This window comes from Streptomyces tropicalis (genome assembly GCF_029269835.1).
Taxonomy (GTDB): Bacteria; Actinomycetota; Actinomycetes; order Streptomycetales; family Streptomycetaceae; genus Streptomyces; species Streptomyces tropicalis.
On record NZ_JARJBB010000002.1, the window covers coordinates 103,269 to 124,324 of the forward strand.

A 21,056-nucleotide genomic window follows, 5' to 3' on the forward strand; every position below is an offset into this window, starting at 1 on the left:
CCCACATCGTGCTTCACCTGGCAGGTCCACAGACTGCCCGACGCGCCAGAAGCTTACGAAGCCATGATCACTCGCGCCAAAGCAGCGTCACCCCAGCGTCGCTCCGTCGACCTGGGAATATTCGACCGCAACAACCAGACGCAGGGGAAATGCGATAGCTACTGACTTCGCTGCGGCAATGCAGGAACCGAACCAGTCTCAAGTTGAACGACGTAGTTTTGAAACTCCGACACCCAAGTCAAGGTTTCATTCTCCATCAGCAGAGACGTCACGTCGACGAATCTCACTAGTTCCTGCACCGCTTCGGAAAAGCTATCTGAGCTCGGCTGCTGAACTAGTTTCGCCTCAATCCGTAGCCACGATGCCTGAAACATCACCAGCTGACGATTTAGGGAGATAGCAGTGGAAACATACCTCATCCACGAGGAGGAGAACCCACACACCCTATCGACGGCAACGCAGCAAGCACCTAGCCCGATTATCCCGTATCCCCAGATCGCTTGGCGGGACCACCCCATGCCCACCACCACCACTGGCGCGACTGTTCCTAAGGCGAAGCTCAGCACAGCTGAGATTCGCAGAAAACGCGACCATCTCGACTTTGAGACCTTCTCTCGCGTGTACCAGTTGATCGATTCAATTACAAAAGACTCAACCCAGGAGTACAGTTCATGGATAGCTTTCGCCTCGCCTCCTCGCTTTACCATTTCTGGCAACGCTACGGCCCGCAAGTCACCAGTTCCGTAACGACTATTTGACGCCACGCCTCTTGCCTCACTGGAAGTAGCCATAACCCCCGCCCCAACGCTGCCACTTTCGGGTATCAAAAAACTGCACCGACGCATTCCCGCTGCGAGCAATTTCCACGAACTCTGACCAATCGACCAAGTGCAGGAGCCCAAGCCTCAGCAACGTCTCTTGAGTCTCTGCTGCAGAGAATGCCCTACGGGTTCCAGAAAAACGGCTATAGTACTCCTCCAGACCTGTTCTTTGAGTGATAAGCCAACAGAGCAAGAGCAAGCGTGTCGCGGAGTCTTCGGGAGCTCCCTCCGAAGTGAGTACATCCACCATCCCCTGCCAAGGGTGACCAGGCAGAAGGTACCGAGTATCTCCTGCAATGAACCCTCGCATGTTGTCACTGAATCCGGAAACAGCTACTTCACCGATTGGAACTCTGACGAGAGGAGTAGCGTTCTGCCCAGAGTAGCTGTCGCGCTCGCGCTCCAAGAGATCGAGTGGGCTGTTAAGTACATCCTCGGGCGTCCACCGCTGACTAGCAGTCTTCTTAAACCAGGTGACGCTGCAGGTTCGATTACCGATGTCTCCAGCTACCTCACCGATCTCCCACTCCGACAGGAAAAGCTCGTCGACTTCATCCGTTCTCCCTAGGCGTGAGCAGAGAATGGGATTACTCGATGAAGAGTTGTCGTTTTGATGCGCGCGAAGAAGATCAAGCACGGATTCGCGGGTGCCGCCCGGAAGCTCCCTAAGTAGATATTCCACGTGCTCAGTAACAGCACTCTCCGTGGTTTCAATTCTGTCGTACTGACGCAACTCTTGGACTGTTACTCTTTTCCTGACGCCTTCCTCTTCGACGAGGAAAAAGGGGATCCCTTGAATTGCTTCTCTAAGCAGCGTCGAAGACAGCGGAGGGCTTCCTGCTTTTCTGAGAGGCCCGGCAATAAATACGGCTTCCTCAGTCGCCCAGGTAATTGAGTGCTGACGTTCGGTTTGCAGTTGCTGAATTTCCTCGATTACATGTCGGCAGTAGGCTTCGTAGCACTGCCGTACAAAGTCGCTCAACTCAGGTGTCGGTTCCAGAGTTGATCTGGCGACATTTGTGCGAGGGGACATCGGGCCGAAAGTGTTTGCAAGCGCCGCGATAGGTCCAATACTGCGAAAACCAGGCGTGACTTGTTCAACGCGGATTCCGGAAACACAAACGCCCGTAGTAAGAGCAGCATCGTGAATGATTTTTCGTGCTGAGCGCTGCTCGGCCGCCAAGAAGGTCCACTCCCTAAAGTGCTCGTTCCACCTTAGGGCATAAGCGATCGACATACCCTCGTTCTGGCGCTCGACTACTTTAATTTCACCTTTCTTCAGCGCCGAAGCACGGCTAGGACTAGTGTGCCTAATCGAGTCTTCTAGGGCATGCCCCACAGAGGAGTAACCAACCGTCTGGGCCGCTTCTTCGTCTTCTTGCACCGTGACGTTACATCCTGGCAATACAATCCAGTGCTGCGCAGTCTTGGTTACGTTTTTCAGTTCCGCACTCGGCCGTAGGGTCAACTTCACAATGGTACCGTGCGGGCGAATAGACGCTGGGACTTCGTGATTCTTCTCCAAAGTGCGCACCAAGTACTGCCCATGAACCGAGCGCAGGGAAAGCTGTCGAGCCTTTTCCTCGTCGGGGTGGCATGTGATGATCTCGACTTGGTCAGCGACCATGAAGGTTGATAGGACACCAATACCAAACCGGCTAATGGGACTAAAGGAAGGGTTCTTTTTGCGAAACTCGGGATCCTGATAGAGGCTAGAGCCTGCCCGCAAAAGATTATTTTCAATGACTCCCTGAGTCATACCAGTTCCATTATCACAGACCTCGAGTGTGCGTTCCTCACTGTTCCAGCGAATGCGTACTTCTCCATGCTGCGGCGCACTGGAGCCGTGCTTCACTCGAACAGCATCAATCGAGTTCTGTACGAGTTCTCTTAGAACTACGTTAGTGTCATTGTAGAGAGTGTGTCCGGTCAGAAGGTCGAGAACTCGCTCTTGATCGATTGTGAACTGAAACGGCTCCGTGAGGAATCCGCGCGCCTCCACACGTGTAGTGTCGATAACCTTCCATGGAAAAAAGTACTTAGAGCCTTTGCTCGAATTTGAACGCTGCACCCATTCGTGACTTTTCCGCAATTGGTCGGCGGCATATTTCAGATATGATGTTAGCCCGAAGAAGCCATTCTCGTCAGTAAAAGTTGCATGGATGGCAATAGCGTCTTGCGGTGCAGTATCTGAAGGAATTCCGTCCTTATCTGTACCCTTCATCGCTACGACAGCACGTACGGCTGACTGTTTTGCCCATTCATTTTGACTGATGGGGTCTGAGGGGTTGAACACGCGAAATGCGACCGACGGAGTACGGTCACGCGTGATGTGGAGCAGATCTACTGTGCGAAGAAGCACAGCAGCGAATTGCACGTTCGCTCGTTCAAGATCTGACGATCCGTAGTACTGATCTACAGGGTACTTCTTTACGTCATAAAGGTCATCCAGGTGATGACTTTCGCACACCTTAGCCAGGTCTTCTTTGAATACAGATTCAATTGAACTTAAAAGCTGCTGAACTTCCGAAACTATACGCTCACTCGCACCGAGGTTGGTAGAAGAGTCCCCTTCAACCCATTTGCGCACTCTAGCGGCATGATTATAGCGCACGAATTCCTGATAGAGAAACTTTTCCCTCTCATGCTTGCTCAAACTGGTAAGGCGGGCGGAGTAATCTCTCCCTTCGGCATCGGGCGTGTTGAGAGTACTCCTGCAGAAATCTGAAAACTCCGACTCGTCGCGTCTTTCGTATTCATCCTTAGTGACCAGCATGCCAAGGTCGTGAAAGTAGACAGACAGAACAATAAGTAGCCAGTCTGCTGGCGTCATTGCCTCGCGAGTCTGCGGCGTCACAAGCCAATCGAGCTTCTTCAACATCGCATCGATATGCGTGATGTCATGCTTGGTGTATTCGTCAAAGAAGCCGTAATGACCGATTCTTCCAAGTAGCTCCTCGAGCTCCCTTCGAGCCTGAGTGAGATTGAACCCGCCAAATGCAGCAAGGCGGCATGCCTCGTCCGCATACTGCTCTGCGAGTGATGGAAATTCGGTCACAATAGGCCCCCTGGTCGTCTTCTACCTGAGGTTAGCGCTCATTAGCTAGCTGCGTACCGGAAACTTCTAACTTTCCCCTCAAAGTGCTGCCTTGTGGTAGAGAGATCCGGCGCAGCACGACCTCCCGGTCATAGTCCAGCCCACCCTTTGAGGGCAGCATCAATCTTCCCAAGCTGAGAGCTCAGGCGCCCATGAACATGTGCCGGCCGTCGCAGCTTGCTCTGGTCCACGGCACTGGCAGCGTGGCTGAGGCCGGTGGGACTGCAGCGAAGCACACGCGCGCCTGATCGGTCGACGCACCCGCCGTCGTGGCTGACTGTCGTCGGCTGAGGTTCGTGCCACAACCGTGCCAGATGCAGGGGTCAGTCACGGTCAACGCCGGTGCCCCGCGGTCGAGTAGCCGCCCGCTGCCTCGGCCGACGAAGTCGCAGCTCAGCCCACAGATCACCCAGCCTCTCTCCTAACGTGGTAGTCCGGCCCGCTCACCGAGCCCACACCCGCTGGAACTCTTCAGCCGAGATAGCCTCCAGCGGATCCACCTCAGGGTCGATCGCTTGGTCTGTCAGGCCACCATGCTCGTCCTCCAGGTGCTCCCAGCTGTACCAGTGGAACTGGCCGGCCGAGGTCAGCTCGACCTGCTTGATGACGATCAACGCATCGCGGTCGGGTACGGCCTCGACGTACCAGAGGCCGCCGTCTTCGTCAGCGTGGCGGAAGTGGTGTCGCAGGGTGGCACTCTCGTCGAGTGCTCGGAAGTAGGCCGTGATCTCTGCCGTAATGCGCTCCAGGACAACCACAGAGCCATAGTGCCAGCGAAGGACCGCAGTTGGGCTGTTCTGACATCCACAAGTGACATCAACGGAGCCGGACGCCAGCACTCCTAGGCGGCCTGGCATAGCCAGCGTGGTCGGGCGGCTCCCCGGCAGGATCGAGCGGCGATCGAACTCCTAAAGCGGTGGTCAGCGCAAGTGCTGTACATCTGGGAGTACAAGAACACCGTGGCCTCAGCCGATCGTCATCAGTCCAGACGATCGGCTGAGGTGCTCGGCAGCGCTGGAGCATTTTGAGAATGTAGCGCGCCTCGCCGGACGAGGCTCAGTGCTCTTCGAACCCGCTATCTTCGAACTTGAGCTGGGCGGCGTTCTCTCGGACGGTACGTACCTGCTGTTCGGTGAATCCGTCGGCAGTGCTTGCCGTGATCTCGATACGGACTTCGAGCGTGACGCCGTCGGCGGCTTCGAGGTGCGCCAGGACCTCCTGCTGGATGTTGGCGAAGTCAGCAGCGGGACGGTCGGGGTTGAGGGTCTTGACACCCCAGAACCTGCGCGTGACCTTCTTTGCCGGCGGAGGCGAAGGCTGAGAGCCGGGAACCGGCGTAGGCGTGAAAGCGCTGGCACTGGGAGACGGGCTGCTGCCTTCACCGCTATTGCCGCCATCCGCAGGGATGACCGGTTCGATCGGCGGGGTGGCCACAACCCGTGCGCGCTGGGCGACGGCTCGGGCTGGCTGGACGAGGAGCGTGTCGTCGGTGACGAAGCTGGGATCGGGCTTGTCGCCGTGGATCCAGAGGTTCTGGTACTCGTCGGTGGCCTCGTCGTAGCGGTCGGCGAGGGCGAAGGCGTCCTGCTGCCAGAGGAGGACGTCGGCAGCACCGAGTACGGCCTGCTCGAGCACCCGCCGGTTGGGCAGGCGCTTAAGGTAGGGGTACTGCGTGTACCAGGACCACAGATCACCGAACCTCACATGCCCCTTGCCCCAGGCGTTGGCCAGGGCGCCTTCGAGAGCCATACGCACCAGCGTGGCCCCGAGCACCGGGGTGATCCAGCCCTTGGCCTTGAGCGCCGCGGTGACGCGCTCGGCGAGGGAACCACCGTCCTTGGCAATACGAGTGAAGGAGATGGTTGGCTTCTGGCCGGGCAGCTCGGTCGGGATCAGCGCTGCTGTGAATGCCGCTCGGACACGGTCATCGACGGCAGCGTCCAACTGGCGTGCGCGGGTGACGGACTGCTTGCGCTGCTGGGCGCTCAGCTCGAGTTCTTCGGCCTCATCCGCGATGGACTTCCAGGCCCGGTACTCCCGCACCACTCCGTCGAGCTCGGGGTAGGTATCCCGATCGGCGGCGACCATGACCAGCATGTTGCGGCGCTGCCGCTGCCCGTTGCCTACCTCCCGGAGGAGACGCGCGGCAAAGTCCGTCGCGGTGGAGGCGTCCTTGCCCCAGGTGAACTGCGGGTGCAGGACGACGAGCTTGAGCACCTCGGAATCGGGGATGTCCCCGGTGTCGAGAGGCGCGGCGTGCACGGCACCGAAGGAAGCCTTGGATGCCTTCGCTGTGGCCTTGAGGCGTTCGACGATCGTGGCGTGCACGTCGGCCTCGCTGTAGCCGGCCGCACGGTCGGCGGCCACGCGGGAGACCGAAGCGGCCAGGTCGTACCAGGAGCGGTCGCCGTCCTCATAGAAGTAGGTGGCACGCTGGCCCAGCAGGGCGCGCGCGTCACCGATGTGGTTGATGACGTCACCAGGAACTGCGGTGCCCAGGCGGAGCTGCTGGATGTCCACGCCCTTGTGCGCCGAGCGCAGCGTCGGGACGGTCGCGATGAACACCGATCGGGCGACACGCCTAGTAAGGGCTCGCTGCCCGAACGACGGACGCTCATGGTCGATCTGAACCGGGGTGGCCCCCTCCCCGTCGACGTCCTTGTCTACCACCGGCTTCCAGTTGTCATCGAGATACTTGGTGATCTCGCTGAATACCTGGGTGTCGTGGACGGGCACGGCGCCGGGGGTGATGAGCGGTGTGGTGTCATTGGCGGCCCACAGTGAGTTGATGACCACGCTCATCAGACGCAGCACGCCGCGGGTGCGCTGGAACTTCGGCAGCGTCGACCAGTCCTCGTAGAGCCGGTCGAACAGCTCCGGATGGATCGGGTACGCCGCTCGGATGCGCTGCTCGTACGCGCCGGTGGTCGTCTCGCGAGGGAAGAACCCGGTGTTCTCCTGGTAGTACTTCACGTACTGCTTGGCCACCGCGGCGATGTCCGCCAGGGCCACGGCGTCGGGTTCTTCGAACAGGCGCCGCCGCACGATCTCGAAGGACTCGATGTTGTTGGCCGGCCGCCAGTCGTCGGCATTCCGGCCGATGGTGTGCTGGAGGGTTTCCAGAGCGACGTGCCCATTGGGGCCGCCCACCTCGAGCGCCGAGCCGCCGCCTCCGTTGTCCAGGGAGTCGGAGGCGGGAATGGAGACCACGAGCATGACACCGGGGATGGACTTGGCCATCTCGGTCAGGTGCTGGGCGAAGGTGTGCTGCGTTGCAAACGTTCCGCCGGGCAGGTCGTCGCGGCCGACGAGTTGGCGGGCATAGGCCACCCACTCGTCGATCAGGATCAGCACGCTCTTGCCGCTGGCAACGACGTCGCGTACGACGGCGTCCAGCGCGTCGCCGGGGTCGGTGCCGGTCGCATCAGCCATCGCTACGCGGTCGAACGCCTCGCGATCTCCGAGCTGCCAGGCCAACTCCCCCCAGAGCGTGCGCACCTGCGTGCCATCGTCCTTGAGAATCGGCTGGCTCGGGGAGAGCTTCGTGCCCACCAGGGTGACCCGCTTCACGTCCAGAGACTTCAGCGGATCGCCTTTGGCCGTGGGCAGGGAGGCATGTACGACGTCCTGGACGGCCTGAGGCAGCGCGTTCGTGGTGAGGCCGTCGGAGAACAGGTGGTACAGGGCCAGCATCGAGTGCGTCTTGCCGCCACCGAACTGGGTCTGGAGGTTTATCACCGGGCTTGCCCCGGCATCCCCGGAGAGGCGCTTGAGTGCACGGGTCAGCAGGTCGGACAGACCGCTGGTGAGATAGGTACGGGAGAAGAACTCAGCCGGGTTCAGGTACTCGGGCGCCGCAGTGTGGCCATGTGCCACCGCGTACAGGTCGGCGGCGAACTCCGCGGCGGAGAACTGCCCACGGATCACGTCGGCGTGCGGCCGGATGACCTCACGCCACGGCTTGATCGCAGTACCAGCCTGCATGCCGGCCACCTTGATCGCCTGCGCTTCACGCGTCAGCCGGTTCCGAGTCTGCTTCTCGAAGACCTCCCGCTGGTGCTCCATGCGCATCTTCGCGACCGCATCGGCCTCATCGGCGGCACCGATCACCGTCAGCAGACGCTCGATCGTGTCCAGTGCGCGGTACGTGTCGTCCGAGGAGAACTTCTGTCCGTGATGAGCCGCGTTCGCCGTCTCCCGAAGCTCGGAGGCCAACGCGGACTGCGGGCGCGAGAGGTCCTTCTCAAAGACCTTCCATCTCTCGGTGACTATGCGCAGCAGGAACCGCACGTCGTCCCGCGAGTACGTCTTGGCTGTGCCGAACTTTGCCTCGTCCTCCGCGGCGATCAGCTCGACCCAGTCCTTGCTGGCCGGAGCCTGGGCAGACATACGCATGTCGACCCACGGACGCATCCCCTCGAGCAGCTGGTCGAGTCCACGCAGTACCTTCTCGTTGTTCGTCAGCGCCATCAGATCTCCTCCCCAAAGAGCGTCTCGGCCACAGCGGCCGGGCGGATGGTGGTCGACGTCGCGGAGACATCTGCCCACGCCCCTCCGAGCCCATTGAACAGGCTGGCGGTCAGGGAGTCCTGAGACTCCATCAGCTCATAGAGGCGGGTGGCCAGGCGGTTGACCTCGTCCAAGTCCACCTTCCCCTTCATGCCAGCCATGAGCCTGGCGGCCTCCTCGCGTCCTTCAGTCGCGTATGCGCGTGCCAGATGGCAGGTGACCTCCCACACGGACAGCCGGTCGTCATGGGCCGGCTCCCACTGTGGGTCCAGATCCAGCGGCTTGATGAGCGCGACCTTCCCGCCGCCGGAGGTCAGGATTCCGCCGCGGGCGATCCCGTCCACCGAGAGCCCCAGAGGCACAGCCAGCGACTCGGCGTCACCGTAGGGGCGGGTATCCCAGCCGTAGGAGCGGAACCAGTCCAGGCAGAACCGGGTGTCGGCATCCAGTTCGGCGTCGTGCTCGTTCTGCAAGGCGTCGAACGTCTGGTTAATCAGCGCCAGCGCGGTCTTCACCGACATTGTGGAACCGTCGTCCTCCAGTACGCGGGAGAAGCGGGAGAACACTGCCATACCTGGGCCGAGGATCGTCTGCCGCAGGTCTGCCGGGGCGATTGCCCCTTCACGGATGCGGGGCAAGGCTTCCTCCAGCTCCGTGTGCAGTGCAACCAGGAACCCCGTTCGATCCGTCGCCGGGGCTGTTGTCTCGCGGGGGCGCAGAGCCAAAACAATTGATGAGGCGAGTGCGTTCGTCCCCACCGAGATCATTCGACCGCCGCGTTCCGAGCGAACGGGCCACGTCGCGGTGATTGTCCAGCCGCTACGGACCATACCCTCTAGGAAGGTTGACCACCCTGTGGAAGCGACACCTTCCTTCTCCAGTTCGGCCTGCTTGAAAGCGTAGAAGACAGTGATTGGGTAATTCGACGAGGCTGTCTGCCGTGTGCGCGCAAAGACGTTCTCGAATCCGTCCTCAAAGAACTTCTCCGCCTTCTCCTTGCCTCCGTGCCGGTACGAGTTTGCAACGAGCTCCTCGGCTTTGGGCACGAGCATCGTGCTGAACAGCTCCGGGTGAACACTGCGTAGGAAACGGCGCAGCCAGACATAGAAGAAGTCCGACAGGTCGGAATATCCAATGTTGTCATAGTATGGCGGATCCGTCGCAACGAGAAGATTCGTGTAGTCGCGATTAGCTGCATTAGCTTGAGAAACCGTGCCAATGGTTGATGCAGGTAGCATTTCCAAAACTCGAGACACCCAGGTTGTGCTCCAGACAATGTCGCACGGCCCCTTGCAGAATATATTTCCCTCAGCAAAGTCCCACAGCATGGATAGCGCATGCCTGGCAAAGGTATCGGAAACGCTCTCCTTCGAGGGTGCAGAATTCCAACGACACAGCGATGAGTTAGTGGAGGATAGGCGACTCATGGCCTGACCCAGATAGGTCGCAACTGCGTCCGCATACGCCTCGGCCCCAGTGCCACCCTCCGACAGACGCTCGCCCGGGGGGAGCCCCGCCGCAACAGCGTCGGTGAGTAGCTTCTCTCGAGCCTCACCGACGAGATCACCAAAAGTTGTGAGCGCCGTAAGCTGTCGGTTTGTGAAGGCATCAGCCCAGGTGGGCATTCCGTACATGGGTAGGCGGTCGACGTCGTGATTGTGAGTCGGTACCGACTGGCTCGGCACTTCTTCCGGGCGTGAGATTTGTGCAGCCTGCTCGTGCTCAGGCGTGGGAGCGAGGTAGATTCGCTTGCGCTGGCCCTCTGCAACTACGGTCATGAGTACCGCGTGGAGCCCCACTCGCTTCGCCTCCTCGCGGATGTACTTCAATTCGACGGTCGCGGCGCAAGCGACGCAATGCGCGGCGCCTCGAGCCATTGTTCCGTCGTTCACCTTCGTCGGTGCCTGCTTCGGGTCGTGCCCGATCGTGAACTTCACACGCCGCCCTCCGGGCGCTGCGGTGTCGTCTACTACCACCGGGACAACGTACGATTCCTTGCCCTTCTTCTTCCCTAGCCACCAAGAACGCACCAGTGGCATTCGAATACCGCACGCTGGGTTCGGGCAAATCACCGTCCGAGTCCAGATCCAGGCGATGACAGTGGCCTCTGTGGTCTTCCCGGTGGGCTCACCGTCGGCACCCAGCACAGGCACCTGCGCCTTGGGATATAGGTGCCCCATACGTTCCTGGGCGCGGTCGCGCATCCACGTGCCATAGCGGCGCACGTCCTCCGCCAGACCGGTGGCGCGCGGCCAAGGCCCCAATCGACTCTCCGCAGCCCCCGGGAAGACGGGCGGCTGTCCCGCGACCTTCGGCGGGATCTCGATCAGAGCCTTGTTGATCAGTACGGGTACCGGATTGAGGTCGCTGGCGTGAGCCTCCAGTCCCAGGCGCTGCGCTTCCAACGGGATCGTCCCACCGCCCGCGAACGGATCCAGGATTGCTGGCGGGTTTCCTCCAGTGCTCTTGAAAATCTCCTCGCGAGCTTCCCGGTACAAGCCCTCGTCGTTGATGTTCTCCCAGACCACCAGCCGTCGGATGATCCCATGCAGGCGCTCGCGTTCCGCCTTCTGTTCCTCCTCCGTGGGGAACAGTTCCGGATGCGAAGACGGGTCGTCGACGAGCTGAGCGAACAGAACAGCCCGCGCCGCCGCCAGCGGTCGGCGAGCCCACCACAGATGCAGCGTCGAAGGGTGCCCGTGGCGGATCGACTTCTCGCGGGCGGACTCGGCGTTGATGTCCTCCAGCGGGAGGGAGACCTCGATGAGCTTGCGTCGGGGGACAGAACCTGACGTCGTTCCGGGCTGCACTGCGGTGTTCACCTACTCAATCTAGATTCCGAGGCGCTCGAACCGTGCCTCGGGTGGCGTTCGAGCGGATGAAAGCGTGTGGATCTTGTGTGTTAGAGGGGCTCTACACCACGGCCCCATTCCGCCTTCCAGTTGCGGCGCAGGTCGTCGACGTACTTGTCCAGGACCAGGTCGGCGAAGGGGTTGAGCACATAGCGAACCTGGTCGTTCGACCCGTCAGGGGTGTCGGGGTCGACGGCGACCAGGGCGATCCGGTAGTCGGGCTCGGCGTTCTTGGCGTAGCCGACCTCGCTGGTGGTGACAGTGAAGTTGTCAGCGCCCAGCACACGCCCCTTGACCTCTATGAAGATCAGGTGGCCGTCGGGCTTTCGGGAACAGACGTCGAAGCCCTTGTTGGAGTGAGCCATCTCCTCAGGCACCCGGCCGAGCCGACGCTCGGCAGCCAGTACGGCATCTACGGCACGACGCTCGGTGACGGTGGTGTCAAGGGCGAAGCTGTCCGGCGTCGGCTGTTCGCCGGCGATGCCCGGGACTACCGCGGCGGGCAGAACGAGCGCTGCACTGATGATCGTCGGCGGATGTACGGTGACCTGAGCCTCGAGGTCCAGCTCGCTTTGGCGGCGCGCGAGTCGAGCCTCCAGGGAACGGGCGCGGTCACGTGCTGTCGCCGGTGAGATACGGATCTTTTTGCCTGCCGCCTGTGCCTCGGCAAGCTTGATCGACTCGCCGTCCCAGTAGTTCATCTGAGCCAGCAGCCGCTGACGTACCAGCTTGCGCGTCCGCTCGACAGCCGGGACGACGCGAGCGACGACGTCGGCCCGGTGTTCAGGCAGGCCATGCTGGATTGCCCAGTTCTGAGCAATCTTCTCAACGCCGTCGGCAAGCCAGGGAGAGGACAGCTCGGAGTTAATGGCAAGGGCCAGTGCGGTGTGCTGCTCAAGGTTCAAGTCTGCGGGCAGTGACAGGTCGAGGTACGGGGCGGGGCCTGCCGGCTGGGCGGTTCCGTCCAGCAGCACGGAGACGTACTCGAACCTCTTGCTGATTGCGGTGCCGCGTCCGTCCGAGAGCTCTTCCAACAGTGCGAACACGAGCCGGGGAGTGGTGGTGGCCCGGTCCAGGAAGGTTGATCCACGGGTCAGGGTGTCGCCGTACCTGTTCAGGATCTCGGCGATGATCGCGTCCATCAACGGATGACCGGGCGCTATGAGCTCGGCGTCCGGGCGGCCAACCATCACCACGGCCGAGGGTTCGAAGGTGATGCGCCGATAGCGCGGGCTGATGGTACGCCGACCTTCGCGCAGCACGGCGGGCACCTGGGTCAGCTCGAACCGGTCCTTCTCCCGCTTGGAGGCCCGCCCACCCAGGGCACGCAGGGACTCCATGACGAAAGCCTGCACGAAATGGGGCTGCATGCGCCGGGCGCGGGCCTCGTCCATCTGCCGACGCAACTCGGCCAGCTCCTCCAGCCCGATCTCCGGGGTGGCCAGTGCGCGTTCCTTGATCAGCTCCTGGAGGCCGTCGGCTACGGACTTGTCGATGACCTGGTCCAGGTAGGCGCGAACCTCGGGCTGCTCACCGTAGCGGATGGCTCGCACGAGCAGGTCACGGAGCGGCTCGTCCGCGAAGGCGTTCTCCCCCAGGACGTCGAAGACCTTGCCGCCGTAGGCGCGGCGCTGCTGCTCGATCTTGGTCAGTAGACGCTGGAAGACCTGGCCCTCCCTGGTCTCGGAGGCCACGAGGTTCCACAGGCGGCAGACCTCGCGCTGGCCGATGCGGTGGATACGCCCGAAGCGCTGCTCGATTCGGTTGGGGTTCCAGGGGAGGTCATAGTTCACCATCAGGTGCGCGGCCTGAAGGTTCAGTCCTTCGCCGGCGGCGTCGGTGGCGATCAGCACGTGGCAGCGAGGGTCGTTGGTGAACTTGGTGCGGATCTCCCGACGAGCCTGTCGCGCGGTGCCACCGTGGATGGTGCACACCGCATCCTCATCACCGCCCAGCAGGGTGGTGATCCGGCCTGCAAGGTAGTCGAGGGTGTCACGGTGCTCGGTGAACACAATGATCTTGTGCGGCGCTTGGCGGTCACTACTCAGACCATCTTCGCGAGCCTTGAGGACAAGGGAACGCAACTCCTGCCACTTGCGATCCTCACCCGAGGCACGGACCTGCTGGGCGATCTCTTCAAGACGTGCCAGGACCACGAGCTCGGCGTCCAGCTCGGCCGCCGTGCGCGCGGCGGTGGCGACGTCCAGGACCTCGCTCTCCAACTGCTCCAGCTCGGCGGCACCCAGCTCGTCGGAGTCGAAGTCGTCTGGATTGAACGACAGCGTCTCAGGCGGGGGAACGAACGGGCCCGCCAGGATCTGCTCGCGGTGGGCGCGCAGACGCACGGCACGGCGCCGGATCGACTGGTAGATCGCTTCCGGGCTCGACGCCAGGCGTCGCTGCATGACCGTGAGCGCAAAGCCGACGGTGCGTCGTCTGCCGTCGGCTCGCTCGGCCCGGTTCATCTCCGTGCGCACGTACTCGGTGACCTCTTCGTACAGATGCATCTCCAGTGGGGAGAGCGTGTACTCGACGGTCTCGGCCACCCGCTCGGGGAACAGCGGCTTCCCATCGAAGGTGAGCAAGTCCTCCTTGATCATCCGGCGCATCAGTCCGGTGGTGTTGGTGGAGTGCACACCCTGGCGGTACTGCCCGGCGAACCTGTCAGGGTCCAGTAAAGCGAGGAACGTCTGGAAGTTGGCCTCCGACCCCGAGTGAGGGGTCGCGGTCATCAGCAGGAAATGCCGGGTGATCCTGCCGAGCAACTGACCCAGCTCATAGCGGCGGGTCCGCTTGAGTTCGTTGCCGAACCAGGAGGCGCTCATGCGGTGGGCCTCGTCCACGACGATGAGGTCCCATTCCGACTCCGCGAGTATGGTCTGCCACTCTTCGTTGCGGGCCAGCTGGTCCATGCGCGCGATCAGCATCGGGTTGCGCCGGAACGGGTCGCCGTCGCGGTCGGCCTCCGCGAGATCGCGTGTCAAGATCGCCATCTCGATCCCGAACTTCTCCGCGAGTTCGGTCTGCCACTGCTCGACCAGCCCGCCGGGGGCGACGATCAGGCAACGCTGCACGTCTCCACGCAGCAGCAACTCTTTGAGATACAGACCCGCCATGATCGTCTTTCCTGCGCCAGGATCATCTGCCAGCAGGAAGCGCAGGGAGCCAGGTTGGGCCAGCAGGGTGCCGTAGACGGCGCGGATCTGGTGGGGCAACGGGTCGATGTCGCTGGTCTCCACTGCCAGCATCGGGTCCGACAGACCCGCGTGCCGCATGCGCAGCGCCTCAGCCGCAAGACGGAACTGTTCAGGCTCGGCGTCGAACGACCACCGGGACCTCGGTGCTTCACGCCGCAGCCCGGTTATGTCTTCGGGGAAGAGCACCTGATCGAACAGGTGCCCGGAGTCGTCGCGGACCGTGACTTGAAGGGCGTCACCGATCGGCGTGGCAGCCACGACGGTGACCGACCCCGAGGCCAATCCGGTCAGGCGAACCCCAGGCTCGACATCATCGGCGTGCATAGGACCCCTCCCCCAAACCAAGCGCCGAGGGCTTTCGGCGTCGACTGCCCTTGAGGTCGATGCTTCCTCGCGAGGCAGTCATCCGTGTCCGACGTCACTGACGAGCACAACGAGGACACGGCACGTGTAGCATTCAACCATCTTCTCCATGGAAATTTCACATCCTCGCGGAGATCAGGTCGGAGGCGACGCCGCCAACTGATGGGTCGACTCCGGGTCAGCTGGGAGGTACAGCCGCCGCAGGCGAGTGCGGAGGGACACGGGCATGTCGCGATGGTGGCACCAGACAATGATGGAACTAGGCCAGTCGCGACAATCGGACCGCTGTTGGACGCCACTGACGCCCATGGACCATTCGTGGACGAGCGCGCCGCAATCCGGCTCACTTGAGATTGTGAGCTGCGATTTTCCTGGAGCGTGAAGCGCCCTCCGGAGCCGTGTGCGCAGGTTCGAATCCTGCCGGGGGCACTCGCCGAGGATCAGCAAGGATCAAGCGCTGACCAGGGCGGATGCCTACAGAAGCGGGCGGGAGTCAGTCTCATTGACGCCCGCCCGCTCTCATTGTCTCTCAGTGTCCGCGACATATCTCCGACACGCATCGTCAGTACGAGCGAGGCGAGACGGATGGACCAGCGGATCGCCCCTGCGCGACTATGGGGCAGCACGCGGGAAGAGCCCCCTGCGAAGCCGACGCTGGACTGCCCAGTGCTGTGACCGCATAGGTTCACAGGGACGGTGAAGTGTCGGCGGCACGGGCTAGGTTCTCGGCATGATCGACGCTGAACTCGTCTCACTCCTGGCCGGATGTGCTCGCTGTCCGTACCCCGGGGTGTGGCAGGGCTCCCCTTTCGCGGAACGCATGGTCGACGGTGCGCGGTACGTCCTGGTCGCTGTCGACGCAGGGCTGAGCGCGCTCGGCGTACGGCGTGACGACGGCTCACTGTGGTGCCTGCCGCAGGACGGCGCTCCCGGTTTGGTGAACTCCAGCGTTGAAGCATTCGTCGCCTTCAACCGCGCCTATGAGGAGGCCGCTGCCGAGGCCGCGGCATACGAGGGGCCCGGCGACGGTCTGGGCGACGCCGAGACCGTGGACCTGGCCGAGCAGGCCGCCGACGCGCTCACAGAAGCGTTGCTGGAACGATTCCGGGCGCTTGATGCCGAGGCCGTTGCCGACGAGAACGCCTTCTGGCACATCGGAGCTGAGGAACTGGGCTACGGCATGAGTGTGTGACCACGCACGATCGGCCAGTCCGAGATCCGCGGCCTACGGGGCGCCCAGCTGCTGCAAAGCGACCCCGCGTCTCTGAACGACTCAGTAGCCTGAGCGGGTGATCACTGAGCTGTCGGGGCCGCCGGCCCAACTTGGGTTGCTCGACCTCACGGTCGATCTCTCCGTTCCACAGGTGTACTCAGGAACAGACTTCACGGTCTATCTACACGTCAAGAACCCGTTCGCTGTGCCCGTTTGGATCGATGCGGTGGAGCTGAGCCTGCCGACCCAGCTGTACTGGCGGGTGTCCGAATCATCAGAGAACTCGGACTCTGGAGGCCTATCCGCGGCGGACGCGGATGCATTGCGGGAGGCGATACGAGCAAGGTCGGCCCGCAAAATCTCGCTTCTGAGCGAGCTGAAAGGTCTCCAACCGGCCGACTTCGACGAAACAATTCGGATCAAGGAGGAAGTCCTTCAACTGGACCGTGCGAACGAGATTGACCTAGGGCGATTGCACGGCAGCACAGGGAAGCTGCACCTGAGCGTCTCGGACAGGGCGACGGTCAACCTCCACAGCACGGCCCAGCAGATGCACATCACGGCAAGCGATAATTCGACCGTCATCGTGCACGACCCAGCCGTGAGCGATCGGGAGCGGGTCCCGCTCGTGGGCTCCCTGCCGTCCGGTGCGGCGTTGGAGCCTGGATGCACTGACGTCTGGACTATCCGCCTCGGCACCGATCGCAGCCCGTTTTTCATCCCCGCCAGCTACCGACTGCAGATCACTGTCGTCTACGGCCTAACGCCGGCCCCCAACGCTAATGACCCGAAGGCAACGCCGAATGTGCAGGGCGAAGGCTCCGAACGGCGCCGGGTCTTCTCCAATACCACCGCCCTCACAGTGCCCCTCAAAGCAGCACTATGGAACGTTATGACCGGTGGTGCGCTCGGCGGCATGGTGGGAAGTGTGGCCCGCTCGCTCCAGGACGCGCACAGCTTTAGCACTCTGGCCCATCAGCAACTAGGACCAGCCATCAGCTCACTCGTGCTCGCCGTCATCCTTAGCAGTGCTGCGATCGTCTTCGCTGCACGGAAGTCTGAGGCGCAGTCCTTCATCACAGTGGAGGATTTCTGGGGCGGAGTGCTCATCGGCTTCTTGATCGGATACTCAGGCACGGCCGCGTTCACGGATCTCACTGGTGTGAGCAGCTAAGGGCTGTCCCGTGACCCCTGGTCAGGGGTTAGATGATCTTGGTGCGGCTGGTGTGCTCACGGCGTCGGAACCGTCTTGGATAGGTCCGTTCACCGGGCTGAGCCCGCGCTGCTTCGGCAAATTGGTGTCTGCGGTTCGGCGTGAGCATGCAGTGGACACGCACCGGGGACACCCTTGGGGGCTGACGCTGGAGGACCGCGTTCTGTTGCTCGCGGCGTACTGGCGCACGAACTTGATGGTGCGCCAGCTGGCTCCGCTCTTCGGGATCTCGAAGTCGGCCGCGGACAGGATCACCGACCACCTCGGGCCGATGCTCGCGCTCCAGCCGCGCAAGCGGTTCCGCAAGGACACCGTGCTCATCGTGGACGGCACCCTGGTGCCCACCCGGGACCACACGATCGCCGAGCAGTCGAAGAACTACCGCTACTCCACGACCCATCAGGTGGTCATGGACGCCGACACCCGCCTGGTCGTGGTGGTCGGCCGGCCCCTGCCCGGCAACCGGGCAGACTGGGACGACGCCGCCGCTCAGCCGCTCAGCGACAATATGCCGGCCATGTGCGACACGCCGTCCACCTGGTACAGCATCACCTCGAAGCAGGCCGTCCACGTTCCTTCGTGGTGGAACGGGACCAAGTACAAGGACGGCCCGGGCGGCACCATGACCGTGGTGGTGACCAAGGGGGGCACCATCTCCGCCGACGTAACGGGCACCGGCGACTTCGAGGTCAGCGGCGTCATCTGGAAGGCCAAGGCCAGCGTCAGCGTCAAGATCGGCGCCAGTGTGACCGTCACCACCGGACACACCTACTCCCGCAACATCACCAAGAACAAGTACGGCCATCTGCAGTACGGTTCGTGGGGTTACAAGGTGACCTGGAAGAAGTACCGTTCCGGCAGTGGCAGGAACTGTGGTGGCGTCGAGATCGGTCACGGATCAGCGACCCTGCCCACGTCCGAGACCGGCTGGAAGTACTGGGAATCTGCCTCATGACCCACCTGGGCCCGCGAACTCTGTTCGCTGGATGCGCTGCGGCAGCGTCGGTATTGCTGCTCACCTCCTGCACTTCCGGCGGTGGTGACAGTAGGGCTGCACACGCCACCACTCCCCCTCCCGCGGCGAGCGCATCTCAGGCTGCCGCCAAGGCACAGGAGGAAAAGCTCACGAACCAGGCGCAGGCGGCCCTGGCCGCCGTGCAGAGCGGCACGATGGTCGAGGGTGGCGCGGAGCGCGTGACCGACGGCATCCACACGGAGCCCACTCTGAGTCGAGGCAAGACATACAGACTCAACCTGGTGTGTGCAGGAAGTGGCAGCGCACAAGTGACACTGACGCCGGTGAAGGCTGGTCCCAAGACCAAGGTGCCGTGCGATCAGACAGTCGTGCAGCAACGCATCACCGCGCGCGATCACGTACGCATCGATGTCGACGGCGCCAAGGGCTCGACCGGCGTGATCGCCTGGCAGATCGACACCATCTGATCGAATCCGAAGGCTGCGCCACCACGAGGCGGCTCGGCCCGACCGAGCCGCCTCCGATGTGCCACACCACAGCCGCAGCGAACAGAACGAGAGCCACGGCGAAGTCAGCAGGGTGCGACGAAGCAGGGTGCGACGATGTCCCATTCCCCTGGTTCACCCAGCTCAGCGTCGCATCAAGCCCCGGATGATCGCAGCTCTCCAGGCCGATGACGCACCCGAGGTGGCCTGCTGTCCGCCCGGGCTGCGGCGCTGGGGCCGGTCCCGGCCGAACTGCAGGCCACCTGGCCAGACTCGCGCTGTAGGCACGCTTCTGCTTACGGCAATGCAGGCCCTGAGCGACACCCTTTACGGCGCCTCGCTTCCAAGTCTGTCTCGATAAGCCGTGCCGGCAGCAAGGCCGCTTCCGGGGTCACCGTGCCGAGGCGGACCAAGCCGTCACCGCGCACGTTCACGTCCGCCGTGAGCCCCGGGAAGTCCGCCTCCCGCCCCAATGCGGCAAGTTGTTCGGCGAGCCGGTCGGCCCCGCGTCGAGCCTGGCCCCAGCCTCGGACGTAGCTCACGCCGGCAAGTAGATTCTCGGCGCGTGGGGCGGGCCAGGATCGGCTGCGCCGCAGGCCAGAGAGGTAGAGCCCCTCTGACCTCACCTGGGCGCCGGAGCCGTGTGCCCAGGTTCAGATCCTGCCGGGTCACCCGCCATGAGGTGTCTGAAGGCCCGTCACCAGCGGAAATTCTGAAGCCGGGGTCTTCGCGCATGTGAGACATAGGCCGTCCAGGGTGGGGCGTGTCGGGGTCCGTGGACGGGCTGTGGGTGGGGTGGGATCTTGAGGGATCGTGGCGGGTGAGCCGTTTCGAAGGCCGAGCTGTATGCGGTGATCCGGCGTGATCAGCGTGGCGGGATGACGATGGGGGAGCTTCAGCGCCAATGGCGGCCCGGTGTGGCGGACGATCCGCGGGACCATGGGCCCGGCCTGAACTCCGTGAGTGGTTCCCGTCACGGGCTGTCGCTTGGGCCTGCACAGGTCGGTGGTCGGCGGGCAGGGGGCGTACGCATCGTCAGACGCGTGCGCCCCCTGGCGCTCGGCAAGGCGCGGGTCCGCGGTCACTTCCGTCCGGGTGCCGTGCGGCGGCGCATCACGAACAGCACGCCTGCGCCGGCGGCGATCGCCGCGGCGGCCGACCCTACGATCAGCGCGGTACCGCTGCCGCCTCCGGTCTCGGCGAGCCCGGTTCCCGCCACGGGCGACGCTGCGGATGTCGACGGGGCCGGAGACGTCGAGGCCGCCGGCACGACGGCGGTGGCGGTCGGCGTCACGCTGCCCTTCGGCGTCACGCCGGGCGCCGGCGACGCCGTGGCGGTCGGAGTGCCGGACGGGTGGGAGGTGGCAACCGAGCAGGGAGTGTCCGGGGAGATCGGCAGGTCCGTCAGGCGCTCGTCGACGAGGTCGCCGGCGGTGACCGAGACGTTCCACTGGTAGCCCTGGAGCCACGGCACCAGGATCGTCGTGCTCGCACCTGCCGCGGTGGGGTGGTCGATCTTCCCGGTGCCGACGGTCTCGCCGTCGGTACCGACCGCCATCCGCATCCGCACGGTGATGTCCGCGGGCGTGCCGGAGGGGTCCTTGTCCGTGACCGTGATGGCGGCCCGTGCCTCACCCGTGCTGGTGTCGCATGTCGCCTTCGCGGTGAAGTCGCGGATGCTGCAGGCATAGGCTCCGCCGGAGCTCAGCAGCACAGCAGCCGTGGCGGCGGCGGTGACAGCGGTGACAGCGCGCTTGGACATCACAGGACCCTCCCCAGGGAATGTGGCGCGAGCCTGGTCCCGGATGCGGGACCACGCTCGCCGCGGGCGCACACCCGCGAGAAGCTTCGGGGCCCGGGGGCCCGGGCGAAGCGGCTCATCATCGCACCTTGACGGCCTGTCAACGCAGCCGCCCCCGGCTGCGGTTCACGACTCCCCATCGCGCGGGTGCGGGAGGCCGCGTCATGGACCACCGGTCCCGTGAGCGGCCGTCGGCAGCAGGATTCGGCCACTGCCCCTGATCGACGGTCGGGGCAGCAAGGAATTCGTCGATGTCACCGTGCAGGCCGAACAGGACCGCTCCAGGGTCACCGCCACGGACAGGCACGCGGTTTCAGGTCCGTGCGGTCGACGTCGACGCGTGGACGGCTCCGGGCCAGACCAGACCTTCCGCCGCCCCACCGCCATGACCTGTGCACCTTCGGACGCGAATCGTGGAGCGGCACACCCGACGTCATCGTGAAGCGCGTCGTCTCGACTCTCAAGGAACCTTGATCATCATCTGCCTGCCGTGAACGGCCAGTCGGGCATGCCGGTGGAACGCGAAGAC

Annotated in this window: 10 protein-coding genes and 1 pseudogene; 4 read left to right on the plus strand and 7 right to left on the minus strand. The window is 63.2% G+C overall.

What is annotated here, in order from left to right; translation table 11 throughout:
- Positions 1-158: 158 nt before the first annotated feature.
- The 6 genes from P3H78_RS33365 to P3H78_RS04490 form a co-directional block, all read right to left on the minus strand.
- The gene (locus P3H78_RS33365) at positions 159-845 is read right to left on the minus strand and encodes an SLATT domain-containing protein (RefSeq protein WP_369015697.1); all 687 of its coding nucleotides are present in this window, start codon (positions 843-845) and stop codon (positions 159-161) included.
- Positions 775-3,879 carry an HD domain-containing protein gene (locus tag P3H78_RS04470; RefSeq protein WP_276107437.1) on the minus strand — a complete coding sequence of 1,035 codons (3,105 nt, stop codon included), beginning with the start codon at positions 3,877-3,879 and terminating at the stop codon, positions 775-777. The genes P3H78_RS33365 and P3H78_RS04470 overlap by 71 nt, the downstream gene beginning before the upstream one ends.
- A gap of 482 nt (positions 3,880-4,361) precedes the next feature.
- Positions 4,362-4,676, minus strand: coding sequence for a hypothetical protein (locus P3H78_RS04475; protein ID WP_276107438.1), 315 nt, complete (start codon positions 4,674-4,676; stop codon positions 4,362-4,364).
- A gap of 298 nt (positions 4,677-4,974) precedes the next feature.
- Complete coding sequence (locus P3H78_RS04480) at positions 4,975-8,388, minus strand: DUF499 family protein (RefSeq protein ID WP_276107439.1); 3,414 nt, start codon at positions 8,386-8,388, stop codon at positions 4,975-4,977.
- Positions 8,388-11,249: a DUF1156 domain-containing protein gene (locus tag P3H78_RS04485; protein WP_276107440.1), complete on the minus strand. Its 2,862-nt coding sequence runs from the start codon at positions 11,247-11,249 to the stop codon at positions 8,388-8,390. Before P3H78_RS04485 ends, P3H78_RS04480 begins: the two co-directional genes overlap by 1 nt.
- An 80-nt stretch (positions 11,250-11,329) precedes the next feature.
- Positions 11,330-14,800 carry a helicase-related protein gene (locus P3H78_RS04490; protein ID WP_276107441.1) on the minus strand — a complete coding sequence of 1,157 codons (3,471 nt, stop codon included), beginning with the start codon at positions 14,798-14,800 and terminating at the stop codon, positions 11,330-11,332.
- 769 nt (positions 14,801-15,569) lie between these two features.
- Here P3H78_RS04490 and P3H78_RS04495 point away from each other — a divergent pair.
- The 4 genes and pseudogenes from P3H78_RS04495 (at position 15,570) to P3H78_RS04510 (ending at position 18,708) form a co-directional block, all read left to right on the plus strand.
- Complete coding sequence (locus P3H78_RS04495; RefSeq protein ID WP_276107442.1) at positions 15,570-16,031, plus strand: SUKH-4 family immunity protein; 462 nt, start codon at positions 15,570-15,572, stop codon at positions 16,029-16,031.
- A gap of 97 nt (positions 16,032-16,128) precedes the next feature.
- Positions 16,129-17,226, plus strand: coding sequence for a hypothetical protein (locus tag P3H78_RS04500; protein ID WP_276107443.1), 1,098 nt, complete (start codon positions 16,129-16,131; stop codon positions 17,224-17,226).
- A gap of 10 nt (positions 17,227-17,236) precedes the next feature.
- Positions 17,237-17,758: pseudogene (locus P3H78_RS04505) on the plus strand (transposase family protein); the annotation flags it as partial.
- A 458-nt stretch (positions 17,759-18,216) separates the two neighbouring features.
- Entirely contained in the window at positions 18,217-18,708 is a 492-nt protein-coding gene (locus tag P3H78_RS04510; protein ID WP_276107444.1) for a DUF6023 family protein, read from the plus strand.
- A gap of 1,099 nt (positions 18,709-19,807) precedes the next feature.
- Here P3H78_RS04510 and P3H78_RS04515 read toward each other — a convergent pair.
- On the minus strand, positions 19,808-20,488 hold the full coding sequence (locus P3H78_RS04515) for an LAETG motif-containing sortase-dependent surface protein (protein ID WP_276107445.1): 681 nt from the start codon (positions 20,486-20,488) through the stop codon (positions 19,808-19,810).
- Between the last annotated feature and the right edge of the window lie 568 nt (positions 20,489-21,056).